This is a genomic window from Methylocystis borbori, assembly GCF_036576025.1.
Classification (GTDB): Bacteria; Pseudomonadota; Alphaproteobacteria; order Rhizobiales; family Beijerinckiaceae; genus Methylocystis; species Methylocystis borbori.
The window spans coordinates 1-14,754 of the sequence record NZ_JAZHYN010000064.1 but is presented as its reverse complement, the minus strand read 5'-3'; the positions used below and the strand labels follow the sequence as shown (position 1 = coordinate 14,754).

13 protein-coding genes and 1 pseudogene are annotated in these 14,754 nt (G+C 62.5%); 8 read left to right on the top strand and 6 right to left on the bottom strand.

Annotated elements, in window-relative coordinates; translation table 11 throughout:
* A pseudogene (locus V3H18_RS15285) lies at window positions 1–123 on the top strand (cysteine synthase A); the annotation flags it as partial.
* 159 nt (window positions 124–282) lie between these two features.
* On the opposite strand, the gene V3H18_RS15280 reads toward V3H18_RS15285, so the two are convergent.
* From V3H18_RS15280 to V3H18_RS15260, 5 genes are all read right to left on the bottom strand, one after another.
* On the bottom strand, window positions 283–2,790 hold the full coding sequence (locus V3H18_RS15280) for an alginate export family protein (protein ID WP_332082928.1): 2,508 nt from the start codon (window positions 2,788–2,790) through the stop codon (window positions 283–285).
* Window positions 2,791–3,187: 397 nt separating this feature from the next.
* Window positions 3,188–4,285, bottom strand: a complete 1,098-nt coding sequence (locus V3H18_RS15275) for a sulfate/molybdate ABC transporter ATP-binding protein (protein WP_332082930.1) — start codon at window positions 4,283–4,285, stop codon at window positions 3,188–3,190.
* Window positions 4,281–5,162 (bottom strand): sulfate ABC transporter permease subunit CysW, encoded by an 882-nt coding sequence (cysW, locus tag V3H18_RS15270; RefSeq protein ID WP_332082927.1) that lies wholly within the window; start codon window positions 5,160–5,162, stop codon window positions 4,281–4,283. Before cysW ends, V3H18_RS15275 begins: the two co-directional genes overlap by 5 nt.
* Window positions 5,155–6,018 (bottom strand): sulfate ABC transporter permease subunit CysT, encoded by an 864-nt coding sequence (gene cysT / locus V3H18_RS15265; protein WP_332082926.1) that lies wholly within the window; start codon window positions 6,016–6,018, stop codon window positions 5,155–5,157. The genes cysW and cysT overlap by 8 nt, the downstream gene beginning before the upstream one ends.
* Window positions 6,015–7,046: a sulfate ABC transporter substrate-binding protein gene (locus V3H18_RS15260; RefSeq protein WP_332082925.1), complete on the bottom strand. Its 1,032-nt coding sequence runs from the start codon at window positions 7,044–7,046 to the stop codon at window positions 6,015–6,017. The genes cysT and V3H18_RS15260 overlap by 4 nt, the downstream gene beginning before the upstream one ends.
* 384 nt (window positions 7,047–7,430) lie before the next feature.
* Here V3H18_RS15260 and V3H18_RS15255 point away from each other — a divergent pair, with 384 nt between their 5' ends.
* Window positions 7,431–8,138 carry a c-type cytochrome gene (locus V3H18_RS15255; RefSeq protein WP_332082924.1) on the top strand — a complete coding sequence of 236 codons (708 nt, stop codon included), beginning with the start codon at window positions 7,431–7,433 and terminating at the stop codon, window positions 8,136–8,138.
* Window position 8,139: 1 nt separating this feature from the next.
* On the opposite strand, the gene V3H18_RS15250 is transcribed toward V3H18_RS15255, so the two are convergent.
* Window positions 8,140–8,826: a trypsin-like serine peptidase gene (locus V3H18_RS15250; RefSeq protein ID WP_332082923.1), complete on the bottom strand. Its 687-nt coding sequence runs from the start codon at window positions 8,824–8,826 to the stop codon at window positions 8,140–8,142.
* A gap of 478 nt (window positions 8,827–9,304) precedes the next feature.
* Here V3H18_RS15250 and V3H18_RS15245 point away from each other — a divergent pair, with 478 nt between their 5' ends.
* From V3H18_RS15245 to V3H18_RS15220, 6 genes are all read left to right on the top strand, one after another.
* On the top strand, window positions 9,305–11,176 hold the full coding sequence (locus V3H18_RS15245; RefSeq protein ID WP_332082922.1) for a methanol/ethanol family PQQ-dependent dehydrogenase: 1,872 nt from the start codon (window positions 9,305–9,307) through the stop codon (window positions 11,174–11,176).
* A 120-nt stretch (window positions 11,177–11,296) separates the two neighbouring features.
* Complete coding sequence (gene moxJ / locus V3H18_RS15240; RefSeq protein ID WP_332082921.1) at window positions 11,297–12,145, top strand: methanol oxidation system protein MoxJ; 849 nt, start codon at window positions 11,297–11,299, stop codon at window positions 12,143–12,145.
* 44 nt (window positions 12,146–12,189) lie between these two features.
* Window positions 12,190–12,774: a cytochrome c(L), periplasmic gene (gene moxG / locus V3H18_RS15235; protein ID WP_332082929.1), complete on the top strand. Its 585-nt coding sequence runs from the start codon at window positions 12,190–12,192 to the stop codon at window positions 12,772–12,774.
* A gap of 81 nt (window positions 12,775–12,855) precedes the next feature.
* Complete coding sequence (locus tag V3H18_RS15230) at window positions 12,856–13,155, top strand: methanol dehydrogenase (RefSeq protein ID WP_332082920.1); 300 nt, start codon at window positions 12,856–12,858, stop codon at window positions 13,153–13,155.
* A gap of 130 nt (window positions 13,156–13,285) precedes the next feature.
* Window positions 13,286–14,323, top strand: a complete 1,038-nt coding sequence (locus V3H18_RS15225; protein WP_332082919.1) for an AAA family ATPase — start codon at window positions 13,286–13,288, stop codon at window positions 14,321–14,323.
* On the top strand, window positions 14,320–14,754 hold a 435-nt coding region (locus V3H18_RS15220; RefSeq protein WP_332082918.1), incomplete at its 3' end, for a DUF58 domain-containing protein. The genes V3H18_RS15225 and V3H18_RS15220, both read left to right, overlap by 4 nt.

Here is a 14,754-nt window from a genome sequence, read left to right as displayed (position 1 = left end):
GCAGCGATCGCCGCCGCGCTCGAAATCGCCTCCCGCCCCGAGGCCGAAGGCAAGAACATCGTCCTCATCATCCCTTCCTTCGCCGAACGCTATCTCTCAACCGCCCTCTTCGAAGGTTTGTGAGCGGAAGACTCCGCCTTAGCCAGATTAGCATCAGGGAGCGCCCCGGGGATAAGCGCGGCGCGGTCGAATGAAAGCAGGACGCCCGCGCCGATGGTTCAGCGCAGGCGTCCGCCGGTCCGCCAGGAATGCTGTGTCGACGCGCGGGGCGCGACTCGCGCCCTATTTTCCTTCGGCCGCGCTCACGAGGTCGAAGTGACGGTTGACGCCGGCATGAACCAGATTGCCGTCGAAGCGCGTCGAGGTGTTGGCGCCATAATAATAGAAGCCGGTCGTCTGCGCCGCAAATGCCGAAGCGTTCGCTTTGCCGAGGTCGTAATGCAGATAATCGACTTTGGCGCTCCAGTTCGGCGTGAACATCCATTCGACGCCGCCGCCGGCCGACCAGCCAATGAGCGTATCCTGATAGACGGGATTGATGAAGGTCTGGTTCGTCCCGCCAATGCGACGGGTGAAAATGGCGGTGTTGGAGATGACGCCGCCATAGGCCATGCCGCCCGTGCCGTAGATCGCGAGCGTCGGCGTGAAGAGATATCCGAGCCGGCCGCGAACCGTGCCGAGATAATTCAGCGTGGCGTTGCGCTGCGTATAGGAGGCGAAGGAATTGCCGCCTGCCTGCGCGATCGTCGCCTGCCATTTGCCGTCGGTGTTGCCCGAAACGGCGTGCAGATCGGCTTCGACGCCGGTCAGGAAGCTATCGGCGAATTTCAAATTGGAGCCGAGCTGGAAGCCTCCGATGAAGCCCGCCAAGTGGTTGCTTTGGTTGATCGGCGTCGCGCTTGCGGCCACCGCCGCACTGGCCGCCTGCTCGCCAAAGGGCCAAAGGTTGACGTTGGACTTTGGACTGGACCAGCTGCCGCCGCCGTTGAGGCCGACATAGACGTCCGTCCAACTCGGGGGCGGCGGAGGCGGCGCATTCGTCGCCTCCGGCGAGGCGAGGGCGAGGAATTGCGTCGCGGGATTTTGCGTGATCGGATTGCCGTCGCCGAAACCATTCGCCGACACTTCGAGATAGAAGAAGTCGGTCGGCCGTGCAGTCAGCCCGTTCGTCGTCGTGGTCTGCCCGGAGAAAGACTGGGGGAAAAAGGGCTGCAGCGTGACGGGCGGCGCGAAGCTCGAGGTAAAGGACCCCGGCCAGAAACGCGCATAGCTCGCCGTTATATTGATGAACTGGCTCAGCTTATAGCGGAGGCGCAGGTCATATTCCGTGCCGAGGAATGTGCCTCTATTGCCGAGCGGCGCGACCAGATTGGCGCGATCCCACGCATTGGCGGCGCTCGCCATCCAATAAGCGCTGAACGCCGTATCGATCTGGAGATTGGCCAGCGGCGTGAATTCAAGACGCGCCTTCGGCGCCTTGACGTTGTTCCAGGCGATATAATCGTCCCGCGAGAAGGGCTGATTGAAGCCGTAGAAAATATCGAAGTTCTGGTTGGCGCTGTCATAGGGGCTCTTGTTGCCAGAGCCATAGGCGTAATTGGCGCTGATGCGCGGCTTCCAGGGATGATCCGAGAAAGTGTAGCCCACTTCGCCGGCATAGGCGATCGCATCATGCTGGACGGTCGTTTGCACGGCGTTCTGGATGTTGCCCAGCTGCCGGAACTCGCCGATCTCGCCGAATTGCTTGTTGACGTCGAAGTCATAGTCGAAATTGCCGACCACGCCATAGACGCGCAGGCCCGGCGCATAAGTGTCCCTGTGCACTTTCAATGCATTGGAGACGTTCAGCGGATCGCCATATTGTTTGCGGCCGAGGAAATAGGGCTGGATGATGCCGTATTCCGACCATCGGCGGATGCTGAGCACGCTGCCGTAGATCCAGTTCTGCCAATCGGGCCGGTCGAACGAGTCGGGATAGCGGACGACCGGGCGCATCAGGAAATTATCGAGATCCCAGTCGTTGTCTTTCTTGCCGATTTTGACGCGGAAACCGTCGAACGTATTGGTGGTGTTGCGGAACTCGTTTTCTGCGATCAGGCGCCGATCGAGCAGCTCAAGATGAAAACGGCCGGCGCGCAAGCTCAAGGGACGATCATTGCCCCGTGGGTCTTTTCCGAAGGCGTCCTTGAAATAGAGTTCGCCATAGGCGGAGATTAGATCCGTCTGATTAATCTCCTGTCCCTGGTATTGATAAATGCTGTTGAAGGCGCGCGAATCCTGGAACTCCACGACGAAGCGGAAGGGATCGAGGATGTTCTGCACGCCGAGATAGACGCGCGTGCGCAGGAGCCAGAGCGAGTTGGGAAAATATTTCCGCTGCGAGGCCGGCGGATTGACGGTCATGTCCGTCCATGGCCGGTAATCGTCCTTGCGATATTCGAAGCGCGTCCGCGAATCGAGGCCGACGTTGAGCCAGTCGATCCCTTCGAATTGCTTGTAGGTCTTACCCAGATTGCGCACGTAGGGCGGAATGTCCGGCTGCGGCTCCAGGCGATAGGCGCGGGTCGGAATGTAATAGCTTTTCTTTTGTTCCGGCTCGGCGGCCTTGCCGCCGCCGGACGGCTTCGCGGTGTCGGCTTTCTTGGTCGCGACGGCGTTGGCCTTATTTTCGGCCGCGCCGGGTTTGTTTTCAGCCTGCGCGCCGGTTTTATCTTCGGCCTGCGCGCTCTCTGGCGCGGCCGACAAGACGGTTGCGACGGCGCAAAGCGCCACTGTGACTTTCAGTGTCATTTTCAGGCGAGTTTTCTTGGAGCCGCTCATCGGCCTGCCCTCATTAGTTATATAACGATGTTACATATCGATACGACGAAGGCGTTGACCTTCAAGTTGAATTTCTAGGCAAACAAGTTGTCGCCCGCGCACTGTTGCAGAAATACCGCAGAGCTTCGCGCCGCGCCTCGGCGCGTTCCCTGACCGTTACTTGAAATTGTGGCATCGTCGAAGCCCTCTCTCCTGAACTTAGCTGGCTGCCCGGCGTTGTGACTGGCCGCCGTCAACATCTGTCCAGACAGAAAAAGGCACATAAAAAAGTTAGTCAATAGAGTCGATTAATAAACTAGACTATTGGTAGAAATTAATGGGCCGACTGTTGCCGAAATGCGACGCTTTCGGCGCTGCTCAGCCTGGTTCAGATGCCGTCGCCTTCGTTGAGGAAGCCCGGCGAGTCCGTCACCGGAAAAATGCGCGCCTTGGAGAGGCTGAGCGGCACGCGTCCGCCGAGCGCCGCGGCCTTTTCGATGGGCGAATCGATTTCCAGCGTCTGATCGTAGCCGTCGATCGCGATGGTGGCGCGAACGCCCGCCGGGGTGCGTCTGAGGCTTTCGACGCGGCCTTCGAGTTCGCCGCTCCCATCCGCGGAGACGGCTATGTCCGCGGGGCGGAAGAAGACCTTGGCGGGGCCGCTGCGCAGCCCATGGGTGTCTATATGCAGTTCGCGTCCGGCGAATCGGACGTGGCCTTCGGCGATGGTGACGGGCAAGGCGACGGCTTCGCCGACGAAGGAGATGACGAAAGGCGAGGCGGGCCGATCATAAAGCTCTTCGGGCGTGCCGATCTGCTCGATGCGTCCTTCATTGAGCACGACGACGCGATCGGCGAGCTCCATGGCTTCGTCCTGGTCGTGCGTCACGAAGACGGTGGTCAACCCCGTCCTTTTGTGAATGTCGCGAAGCCAGCGGCGCAAATCCTTGCGCACCCGGGCGTCGAGCGCGCCGAAAGGCTCGTCGAGCAGCAGCACGCGCGGTTCGATCGCCAACGCGCGCGCGAGCGCGATGCGCTGGCGCTGGCCGCCGGAGAGCTGCGCGGGATAGCGGGCGCCGAGTCCGTCGAGCTGCACGAATTGCAGCAGTTCGTCGACCCGCGCCTTGATCTCCGCGCGGGGCGGACGCAGACGCCGAGGACGAACCTTCAGGCCGAAGGCGATGTTCTCGGCGACGGTCATATGTTTGAAGAGGGCGTAGCTCTGAAAGACCATGCCCACATGGCGCGCCTGGACCGGCAGAAGCGTCGCGTCCTCGCCGTCGAACAGCACGCGTCCGCGGTCGGGCGAATTCAATCCCGCGATAACGCGCAAGAGCGTCGTCTTGCCAGAGCCCGAAGGGCCGAGCAGGGCCACGAGTTCGCCTGGCTCTATGTCAATGCTCACGTCGCGCAACGCCGCGAAGGCGCCGAAATCCTGGGCGACGTTTTCCACGCGGATCGAAGAGCCGCGCTTCTCGGCCTTAATGCCGTCGCGCTCCGCGTGAGAGCGCGTCAGCGTGGCGCCATTCAAGGAAGGTTTTGATCCCAAGCGTGACGAGCGCCAAGCTTGCAAGAAGAACCGCGAGAGAGAAGGCGGCCACGCTGTTGTACTCATTGTAGAGTATCTCCACTTGTAGCGGAATCGTGTTGGTCAGGCCGCGAATATGGCCTGAGACGACGGAGACGGCGCCGAATTCGCCCATGGCGCGCGCGTTGCACAGCAGCACGCCATAGAGCAGTCCCCATTTGATGTTGGGCAGCGTCACCGTCAGAAAAGTCTTGAAGCCGGACGCGCCGAGCGTGAGCGCCGCTTCTTCCTCCACCGTTCCCTGTTCCTGCATGAGCGGAATGAGCTCGCGCGCGACGAAAGGAAAGGTGACGAAGATGGTCGCAAGCGCCATGCCCGGCACAGCGAAGATAATCTGAACGCCATGCGCCGCGAGCCATTTGCCGAACAGGCCCTGCGCTCCGAACACCAGAACGAAGACGAGGCCGGAGACGACCGGCGAGACCGAAAAGGGCAGGTCGATCAGCGTGATGAGCAGGCTCTTTCCGGGGAAGGAGAATTTCGCGATCGACCAGGACGCCGCAAAGCCGAAGAGGAGATTGGCCGGCACGCTGATCGCCGCGATGACCAGCGTCAACTGAATCGCGGCGAGCGCGTCCGGCTCGCTCAGCGCCTCGAAGAACGGAGCCGCGCCCTTGCTGAAGGCTTCGGCGAAGACGACGGCGAGCGGCGCGAGCAGAAAGAGGGCGAGAAAAATAACGGCGACCGCGATAAGCGCATAGCGGGCGATCGGCCCGTCTTCGGTCGCGGCGCGGAGGCGGGGGCGTTGGGCCGCCGCCACGAAGGCCTCAGACATGACCAAATCTCCTCCGGCTCCATGCCTGCACGAGATTGATGATCAGCAAGGCGCCGAAGGAGATCGCCAGCATGATCGTGGCGATTCCCGTCGCGCCGGCATAATCGAACTGCTCGAGCTTAACGACGATGAGCAGCGGAGCGATTTCAGAGACATAGGCGATATTGCCGGCGATGAAGATCACTGAGCCATATTCGCCAATGGCCCTCGCGAAGGCGAGGGCGAAGCCGGTGAGCAGGGCGGGCGTGAGCGGCGGCAGCAGCACGCGCAGGACGGTCTGCAGCCGATTCGCCCCGAGCGTCGCGGAGGCCTCCTCGAGTTCGATCTCCAGCTCCGAAATGATCGGCTGAACCGTCCGCACCACGAATGGCAGGCCGATGAAAATGAGGGCGACCAGAATGCCCCAGCGGGTGAAGGCGATCTTGATGTCGTAATCGGCCAGCGGCGCGCCGAACCAGCCATTGGGCGCATAAAGCGCCGCGAGCGAAATACCGGCGACGGCGGTCGGCAGGGCGAAGGGCAAATCGACGAAGGCGTCGAGCAGGCGCCGGCCGATAAAATCGTAGCGCGTCAGCGTCCAGGCGACGATGAGGCCGAAGAAGAGATCGATGCAGGCGGCGGCGAAGGACATCACGAAGGTCGTGCGCAAGGCTGCGGCGACGCGCGGCTCGGAAGCGACTTCATAAAGGCCTGAAAAGCCGAGCCCCGACGAGCGCCAGATGAGCGTGGCGAGCGGGAACAGGACGATCAGTCCAAGATAAAGCAGCGTATAGCCGAAGGTCAGACCGAAGCCGGGAATGACGCTTGGCGCTCTAAAGCGCCAAGCGCCCTTGCCGGCGAGGCTTGGGGAGGTCATTTCGCCGGCTCTTGTTTCTGGATTTCATCGAAGATTCCGCCGTCGGCGAAATGTTTCTTTTGCGCCGCCGCCCAGCCGCCGAACGCGCCGTCGACCGTGATGAAGTCGATCTTGGGAAACTTCTTCACATCTTCCTTGGCGGCGTATTCGGGATGGACGGGGCGATAGAAATTATGCGCGATGATCGCCTGCGCCGGGGGCGTGTAGAGGAAATCGAGATAGGCTTCCGCGAGCCTCCGATTGCCCTTGGCGTCGGCGTTGGCGTCGACGACGGAGACGGGCGGCTCTGCGAGGATGGACAGCGGCGGCGCGACGATCTCGAATTTATCGGCGCCGAACTCCTGAAGCGCGAGAAAGGCTTCGTTCTCCCAGGCGATCAAGACGTCGCCGAGGCCGCGTTGGGCGAAGGTGATCGTGGAGCCGCGCGCGCCCGTGTCCAGCACCGGCGCGTTCTTGTAGATCGCCTTCACGAATTCCTTGGTCTTGGCTTCGTCGCCGCCGAATTTCTTCATGCCGTAGCCCCAGGCGCCGAGATAGTTCCAGCGCGCGCCGCCCGACGTTTTCGGATTGGGGGTGATGACGCTGACGCCGGGCTGCGCCAGATCGCTCCAGTCCTTGATCTTCTTGGGATTGCCCTTGCGCACCAGGAACACGATGGTCGAGGTGTAGGGCGAGGAATTGTTCGGCCGACGCTTCTGCCAATCGGCGGGAATCTTGCCGCTCTTGCTCGCGATGGCGTCGATGTCGGCGGCGAGCGCCAGGGTGACGACATCGGCGTTGAGACCGTCGATCACTGCGCGCGCCTGCGCGCCGGAGCCGGCGTGGGACGTCTGAATCTGGACGGTTTCGCCGGTCTTCGCCTTCCAGTCCGCGACGAAGGCCGGATTGATCGCCTTATATAATTCGCGCGTCGGGTCGTAGGAGACGTTCAAAAACGGCTGCGCCGCCTGTGCGCCCCCGCAGAACGCGGCGAGCGCGCCTAGAACGACCAGATTGAATTTTCTCAAATAACGAAACGCCCTGAGCATGTGTCACTCCCGACCTGTTCCCTATCATCTATAAAACCACTAAAAAGATAGATCAAGGGCGGGATTAGGATCTAGGCAGAAGTAAAAAAACGTAGGAAAATTAAGGGCAAGCGCCGCGCCGTAGCGCTTTTGTTCCTCCGCACGGACGAAACAGCGACGGGCACGCGCCGCGCAATAATCTGAGATAGGGCATGGATTTAATGGTGAGAATGCCCCCCGCCTGCAGCCCGCTTCCCGCTTCGCGCCAAGGCGGAGGATATTTCACGGACGCGATGGGCAAACTATCCCGTTCGCCGCGCGCGGGCCGCTCTTGGCGGGAAGTTCTTCTCTTTAATAATTGCGCCGTCTGTCTCAAATCGTCTCTTGCAGGGAGCGCAGCAAAAAATGACCGGAAGCGACCGCATGACCGGCCGCCGAATCGCATTCGGCGCCGCCTTTTTGCTGTTCCTGGCGTCGAGCCTTTGGTGCGCGGCGGCGCTATCGGCCGAGTCCGGCGAGGCGCGCGCGCCTGACTGGAGCGCGGCGCTGGCGAGCGCCGACAAGCGCCGCGGCGCGGAAATCGCGGCGAATGGCGCTAATGGCGGTCCGCCCTGCAGAAGCTGCCATGGGCCGGCGGCGTCGCGGCGACCGGGCCTGCCGCGTCTCGCCGGACTGAACGCGCCTTATGTCGCGCGCGAATTATTCGCCTTCGCCAATGGGCTGCGTCCCGACGACGAGATGCGCGCCGCGACGGCCTCCTTGACCCCGCAGGACATGGCCGATCTCGGCGCTTATTACGAGAGCCTGCGGCCGGCGGCGACGGCGACGGCGCCAGCGCCCGGGGAGGGCGCGCGCATCCATATTGACGGCGTTCGCGGCGTCATGCCCTGCGGCCAATGTCATGGCGTGGATGCGACCGGCGTCACGGACGATGCGCCGTCGCTCGCGGGGCAGGAGCCCGCCTATGTCGTCAAGCAGCTTGGCGCTTTTGCCGAAGGCGCGCGAAAGTCGCGAAGCGCGATGAACGACATCGCCGCGAAATTGAGCGACGAGGAGCGCGCGGCGCTCGCCCAATTTTACGCGAGCCTGCCGCCGCGCGGAGCGGCCCCTTAATTCAAGGACGCGCGGCAAGCTCCTTGCGGATCGCCTCCAGCAGCGCGCCTTCGAAGAGAAGCGCCGATCCATAATGCGCTTCCATATCGAAAGGGCGGCGCTGGTTCATGTCCAGCGAGGCGCTGTGAAGCGCGATAAGCTTTCCGTCCTGCGTAAAGAGGCCCGAGCCCGAGCCGCCATAGCCGTCGTTGCAATTGTGGCGCGCGCGGCGCACGCCGCCTTCGCTCGGCGGATCGATCTGCCTGATCTCGCAGGCTTCGGCGCTGGTCGCGAGAGTCGAGTTGGAATGTCCCGCCGGCGACACCATCGTCACCGCGAGCGGCGCCGGGCCGGTCGCGACATCGGCGGCGTCCGGCGGCGGCTGCGGCGTGATTCTTTCGCTGAGCGGCTGCGCGAGCCGCAGCAAGGCCCAGTCGTCGGTGATATGCAAGGCTTTCGTCGCGACATCGGCGCCAAGCTTGAGGCTTTCCGGTTCGAAGGCTCCCGATTCTTCGCCGATCTGAAAGTAGCAATCGGAAACGGGCCGCGTCGGGCGCAGCTGCTTGTCGACGAAATTATGCGCGTTGAGGACGACGAGATCGCGCGCGCCGATAAGCCAGGCGGCCGCGCCGCGTTCGATCGTCCCCATGTCCGTCTGACAGATAAGAACGCCGGCGCCTGAAAAGCGCAGATAGTCCGCTTCGTTCATCGGCCGCCGTCCGTCGTGCGGATAGAGGGCGGCGGAAGCGGAATGCGGACTCGTCGCGCCGGAGAGGAGCGCAACCGCCAAAGCGCAAAGACCGAGGCTGAGCGCAAGCGGGCCCGTGGCGGCGGCGAAAGGGCGAGTTTTGGCGCGGAAAGGGAGGCTATTGAAGGGACGCATGTTGGCTAGAGGTTCATTTCGCGGAGCGGACACAGGCAAGAAGAAAGCCCGCCGCCCGGCAAGGAAATATCGCAAAGGATATTACCAGTTTTTCCCGTCAGAACTTACTCACAAATCATAAAGACAGGAACCGGGGCGCTCACTTAAATGCCGATGGATCGCCGTCTTCGCGCGGGTCTTCGAGATGCTGGCCGAGGCGTAGGCGATCACGGATTGCGGCATGGCCCCATGGCCTCCGTTTTACGGAAAAAAGCGCGGCTTGAAAGCGCGAATGGCTCAACGGCCAATCGGGAGGATTCAACCAATGCAAAAGCTTCTGACGTCTGTGTCATTTCTCGCGGTGCTCGCGGTCGCGCCGATCGGCTTCACCGCCGCCGCGCGCGCCGACAAGCTCGACGATCTGTCGAAAAGCGAAGACAACTGGGTGATGCAGGGCAAGAATTACGCCTCCAATCACTACAGCACGCTGAAACAGATCAACGCGGCCAACGTCAAGAATCTGAAGCCCTCCTGGACCTTCTCGACGGGTCTCCTCAACGGCCACGAGGGCTCGCCGCTTATCGTCGACGGGAAGATGTATGTGCATACGTCCTTCCCCAACAACACCTTCGCGCTCAGCCTCGACGATCCGACGCGCATCTTGTGGCAGGATAAGCCCAAGCAGAACGCCGCCGCGCGCGCCGTCGCCTGCTGCGACCTCGTCAATCGCGGTCTCGCCTATTGGCCGGGCGACGGCAAGACGCCGCCGCTGATCGTCAAGACCCTGCTCGACGGCAATGTCTCGGCGCTGAACGCCAACACTGGCGAGCTCGTCTGGAAGGTCGAGAATTCCGACTTCCGGGTCGGCTCCACCCTGACCGTCGCGCCGCATATCTATAAGGACATCGTGCTGATCGGCAGCTCCGGCGCCGAGCTCGGCGTTCGCGGCTATCTCACCGCCTATGACGTGAAGACCGGCGAGCAGAAGTGGCGCGCCTACGCCACGGGCCCCGACGAGGAGCTGCTGCTCGCGTCTGACTTCAACATCAAGAATCCCCACTATGGCCAGAAGGGCCTCGGCACCTCGACCTGGGAAGGCGACGCCTGGAAGATCGGCGGCGGCACGAGCTGGGGCTGGTTCGCCTATGATCCCGGCACCAATCTCGTCTATTACGGCAGCGGCAATCCCGCGCCCTGGAACGAGACGATGCGTCCCGGCGACAACAAATGGACGATGACCATTTGGGGCCGCGATCTCGACTCGGGCCTCGCCAAATTCGGCTATCAGAAGACGCCGCACGACGAATGGGACTATGCCGGCATCAACTTCATGATGCTGTCCGAGCAGAAGGACAAGGACGGCAAGGAGCGCAAGCTTCTGACCCATCCCGACCGCAACGGCATCGTCTATACGCTCGACCGCACCAATGGCGATCTGGTTTCGGCCAATAAGATCGACGACACGGTGAATGTGTTCAAGAAGGTCGATCTCGCCACGGGCCTGCCCGTGCGCGATCCCGAATATGGCACGCGCATGGACCATCTCGCTAAGGACATCTGCCCCTCGGCGATGGGCTATCACAATCAGGGCCTCGACTCCTACGATCCGGAAAGGAAGCTCTTCTTCCTCGGCGTGAACCACATCTGCATGGATTGGGAGCCCTTCATGCTTCCCTATCGCGCGGGTCAGTTCTTCGTCGGCGCGACCTTGAACATGTTCCCTGGTCCGAAGGGCGATCGCGCCAAGGGCGAGGGTCTTGGCCAGATCAAGGCCTATGACGCCATCACCGGGCAGTTCAAATGGGAGAAGATGGAGCGCTTCGCCGTTTGGGGCGGCACCGCCGCGACGGCCGGCGATCTGGTGTTCTATGGAACGCTGGACGGCTTCATCAAGGCGCGTCACAGCGACACCGGCGAATTGCTGTGGAAGTTCAAGCTTCCCTCCGGCGTCATCGGCCACCCGATCGTCTATCAGCACAAGGGCGTCGAATATGTCGCCATCATGTATGGCGTCGGCGGCTGGCCGGGAGTTGGTCTCGTGTTCGACTTGCAGGATCCGACCGCCGGCCTCGGCGCGGTGGGCGCCTTCAAGCAGCTCGCCAACTACACGCAGATGGGCGGCGGCGTCGTGGTGTTCTCGCTCGACGGCAAGGGTCCCTATGACGACCTGAGCGTCGGCGAATACAAGGCCAATTAAGCAGCCTTTCATGGCCACGAGGGCGGCGCGTCCGCTCTCGCGGCGCCTTTGCCGCCGCTCGGATCAACCCCGTATCCGGGCGGCGGCGCGGTCGCTTAATGAATGCTGGTGGAACGCCCCATGTCGCGTCTTTCAATCCGTAGCGTTTGCGCTTTCGCCGCATGTCTGGCGAGCGGAGCGGCCTTCGCTGAGGCGCCTGCGCAAACGAACGCGCAGGTTCTGAAAATTTGCGCCGCCAAGAGTCAGCCGCCCCTCTCGATGGAGGACGGCTCCGGGCTCGAGAACAAAATCGCCGTCGCGCTCGCCGAAGCCATGGGGCGTCGCCCCGACTTCGTCTGGTCGACAAAGCCCGCGATCTATCTCGTCCGCGATTATCTCGACAAGAAGCTTTGCGACGTGATCGTCGGCCTCGACACGGGCGATCCGCGCGTCGCGACCTCGAAACCCTACTATCGCACGGGCTATGTCTTTGTCTCGCGCGCGGACCGACAGTTCGACGTCAAATCCTGGTCGGACGAGAGATTGAAGAAGCTCGGACATATCGCCGTCGCCTTCGGCTCGCCGAGCGAAGTCATGCTCAAGGACATTGGCCAGTACGAAGACAATATGGCCTATCTCTATTCGCTGGTGAATTTCCGCTCGCCGCGCAACCAATATACCCAAATCGATCCGGGGCGCATGGTGTCCGAAGTCGGCGCCGGCGGCGCCGATGTCGCGGTCGCTTTCGCGCCCGATGTCGCGCGCTACGTCAAGGCTTCGACGACGCCCTTGCGCATGACGCTGATCGACGACGACGCGGTGAAGAGCAACGGCGAAAAGGTTCAGCAGCAGTTCGATCAGTCGGTCGCCGTTCGGCGCGACGATAGCGCGCTGCTCGCCGAAATAGACGCCGCGCTCACGCGCGCCAAGCCGAAGATCGACGACATATTGCGGGCGGAAGGCGTTCCGCTGCTGCCGCCGTCCAAATAGGGCGTCGCGCCCAACCCATGCCACAACGAAAGAAAATGCCAGACATGAAAAGCAAGATGAAAGGCGCGACGATCGCCGGCGCCATCGGCGCGACGCTGTTGGTCGCCGTCGCCGTCGCGCAGACACCCGCTATAACCTTCCGCAACACGATCACCGGCGAAGTCTTGAATTTCGACGACGCGCTGCCCGAAGGCCGCGATACGCCGGGCGTGAAGAAGTTTCTTCAAACGGGCGTCAATCCCTATAACGAGGACAAGAGCTGCCTGAAGCTCGGCGAGCAGATCTTTCTCTCCGCCTGTTCCGGCTGCCATGGCCATCTCGCCGAAGGCAAGATCGGGCCGGGGTTGAACGACTCCTATTGGACCTATCCGCAAAACGAGACCGACGAAGGTCTGTTTTCGACGATCTATGGCGGCGCGCAGGCCTCGATGGGCCCGCAATTCGTCAATCTCTCGCTCGATGACATGCTGAAAGTCATGGCCTGGGTGCGCCATCTCTTCAAGGAAGAGCCGGAAAAGGCGAAATGGCTCACTGACGAGCAAAGGAAAGCCTTCAAGTCCTATAGCGGGCATGAGGAATTCCCCGACGATCCGCCGGGCCAGTGCAAGGGACAAGCCGCGGCGAAATGAATTCGCGCCACGGGGCGTGGCGGGAGCAAAAGCGGCCTGGCTCAAAAGACCGGCCGCTGAGAAAAGCAGGAGGAGACGAGGATGCGAATGAGCCGATACGCAGCCCTGACGATGGGGCTTTTCGCCAGCGCCGCCATCGCGACGGCCGCCGCCGCTTATGACGGCACCAAATGCAAGGCGCCGGGCAATTGCTGGGAGCCGAAGCCGGGATTCCCGGAGAAGGTCGAGGGTTCGAAATACGACCCCAAGCATGACCCGAAGGAAATCGCCAAGCAGGGCCTGTCGATTCAGGCGATGGAAGACCGCAACAAGAAGCGCGTCGCCTATTTCAAGAAGACCGGCAAGTGGATTTACGAGGTCGATAAGATCCCCGCCGAGTAACTCTTGTTTTCCGGCGCCGGGATCGCGGCGACGGACGACTGCGGCCACGATCCGGATTCGCTGATGTCGACAACAACAGGTCGGAGAATCCATTCCCGGGATCGTGGCCGCATCCTTTTCGAGTTGCAATATGGACGATTTTGACCGAGCGGCCGTCGAGCCTCGTCTCGCCGACTGGCGGGAAAGAGCGCGGCGCCTGGAGCAGGAAGTCGCTAAGGTCATCGTCGATCAGGCGCGCGTCATTCGTCTCGTGACGATCGCCATTTTCGCCCGCGGCCATGTGTTGCTCGAAGGCGATGTCGGCGTCGGCAAGACGACTCTGCTGCGCGCCGTCGCGCGTGCGCTCGGCGGTGGCTACGCCCGCGTCGAGGGCGCCGTCGACATGATGCCGAACGACCTCCTCTACCAGACCTATATCGGCGAGGACGGCCGTCCGCGCGTCGACCCCGGCGCGATCCTGCGTCAGGCGGAAAATCTTTCGATCTTCTTCTTCAACGAGATCAATCGCGCGCGCCCGCAGGTGCATTCCGTGCTGCTGCGCCTGATGGCCGAGCGCAAGCTCTCCGCTTTCGATCGCGAATACGCCTTCCCGCATCTGCAGGTGTTCGCGGATAGAAATCTGATCGAGCGGGAAGAAACCTTCGAGCTTCCCGCCGCGGCGCGCGACCGCTTTCTCATGGAAATCTCCATGGCGGCGCCGCGCGACGAAAAGGCGCGCGAGGCGCTGCTGTTCGATCCGAGATTCTACGATGTCGACGCTCTATTGCTCGATGTCGAGGAAGGAATTCTCGATCCTCAGTCGGTCGACGAGGCCGCCGTTCTCATCCAGCGCCAAGTGCGCGCGAGCGAAGCGCTGCGCGCCTATGTGCTGCGGCTGTGGAGCGCGCTGCTCGATCCCGCCGCCGCCGGCGTCCTCTTGCCCGACGTCGATCTCGAGGGGCTGGTCAAAGGCGGCGCGAGTCCGCGCGGACTCGCTTTTGTCGTGCGCGCGGCGCGCGTGCGCGCCTGGCTCGAAGAGCGCGACTATCTGACGCCGGAGGATATTCGCGAAATCTTCGTCGAGACCATGGCGCATCGCGTTTTTCTCGATCCGATCTACGCCTTGCGCGGAGAAGACGCGCCGCGCGCGCTCTGCCGCGCGGTCGTCGCCACGGTTCCTGCGCCATGACGCCGCGCGCCGCGAAAAATCTGGAAGAGATCGCCTATCGTCCACGCGGGCGCTTCCCCCATGGCTCTATCGGCGCGCATCCTTCCGCCGCTCCCGGCGGGACGGGCGTGTTTCGAGACGCCGTTCCCTTTGCGAGATGCCCCGATGCGAGACGCATCGACCTTCGCGCGACGATCCGCGATCCCTTTGGCGAGACTTATGTCCGCCGCTTCGAGCAGCGCATGGCGATCGACCTTTATGCGCTCGTCGATCTTTCGGGCTCGATGCGCTATCGCGGCGCGGTTCCGCGATTGGCGCTCGCCTCGCAGCTCTGCATGACGCTCGCCTATTCGGCGACGCGCATCGGCGACCGTTTCGGCCTCATCGGCTTCGATGGCGCGGCGCGGCGCGACGCGATGCTGCCGGCGACGCGCGTGCGCGGCGCCGCGATG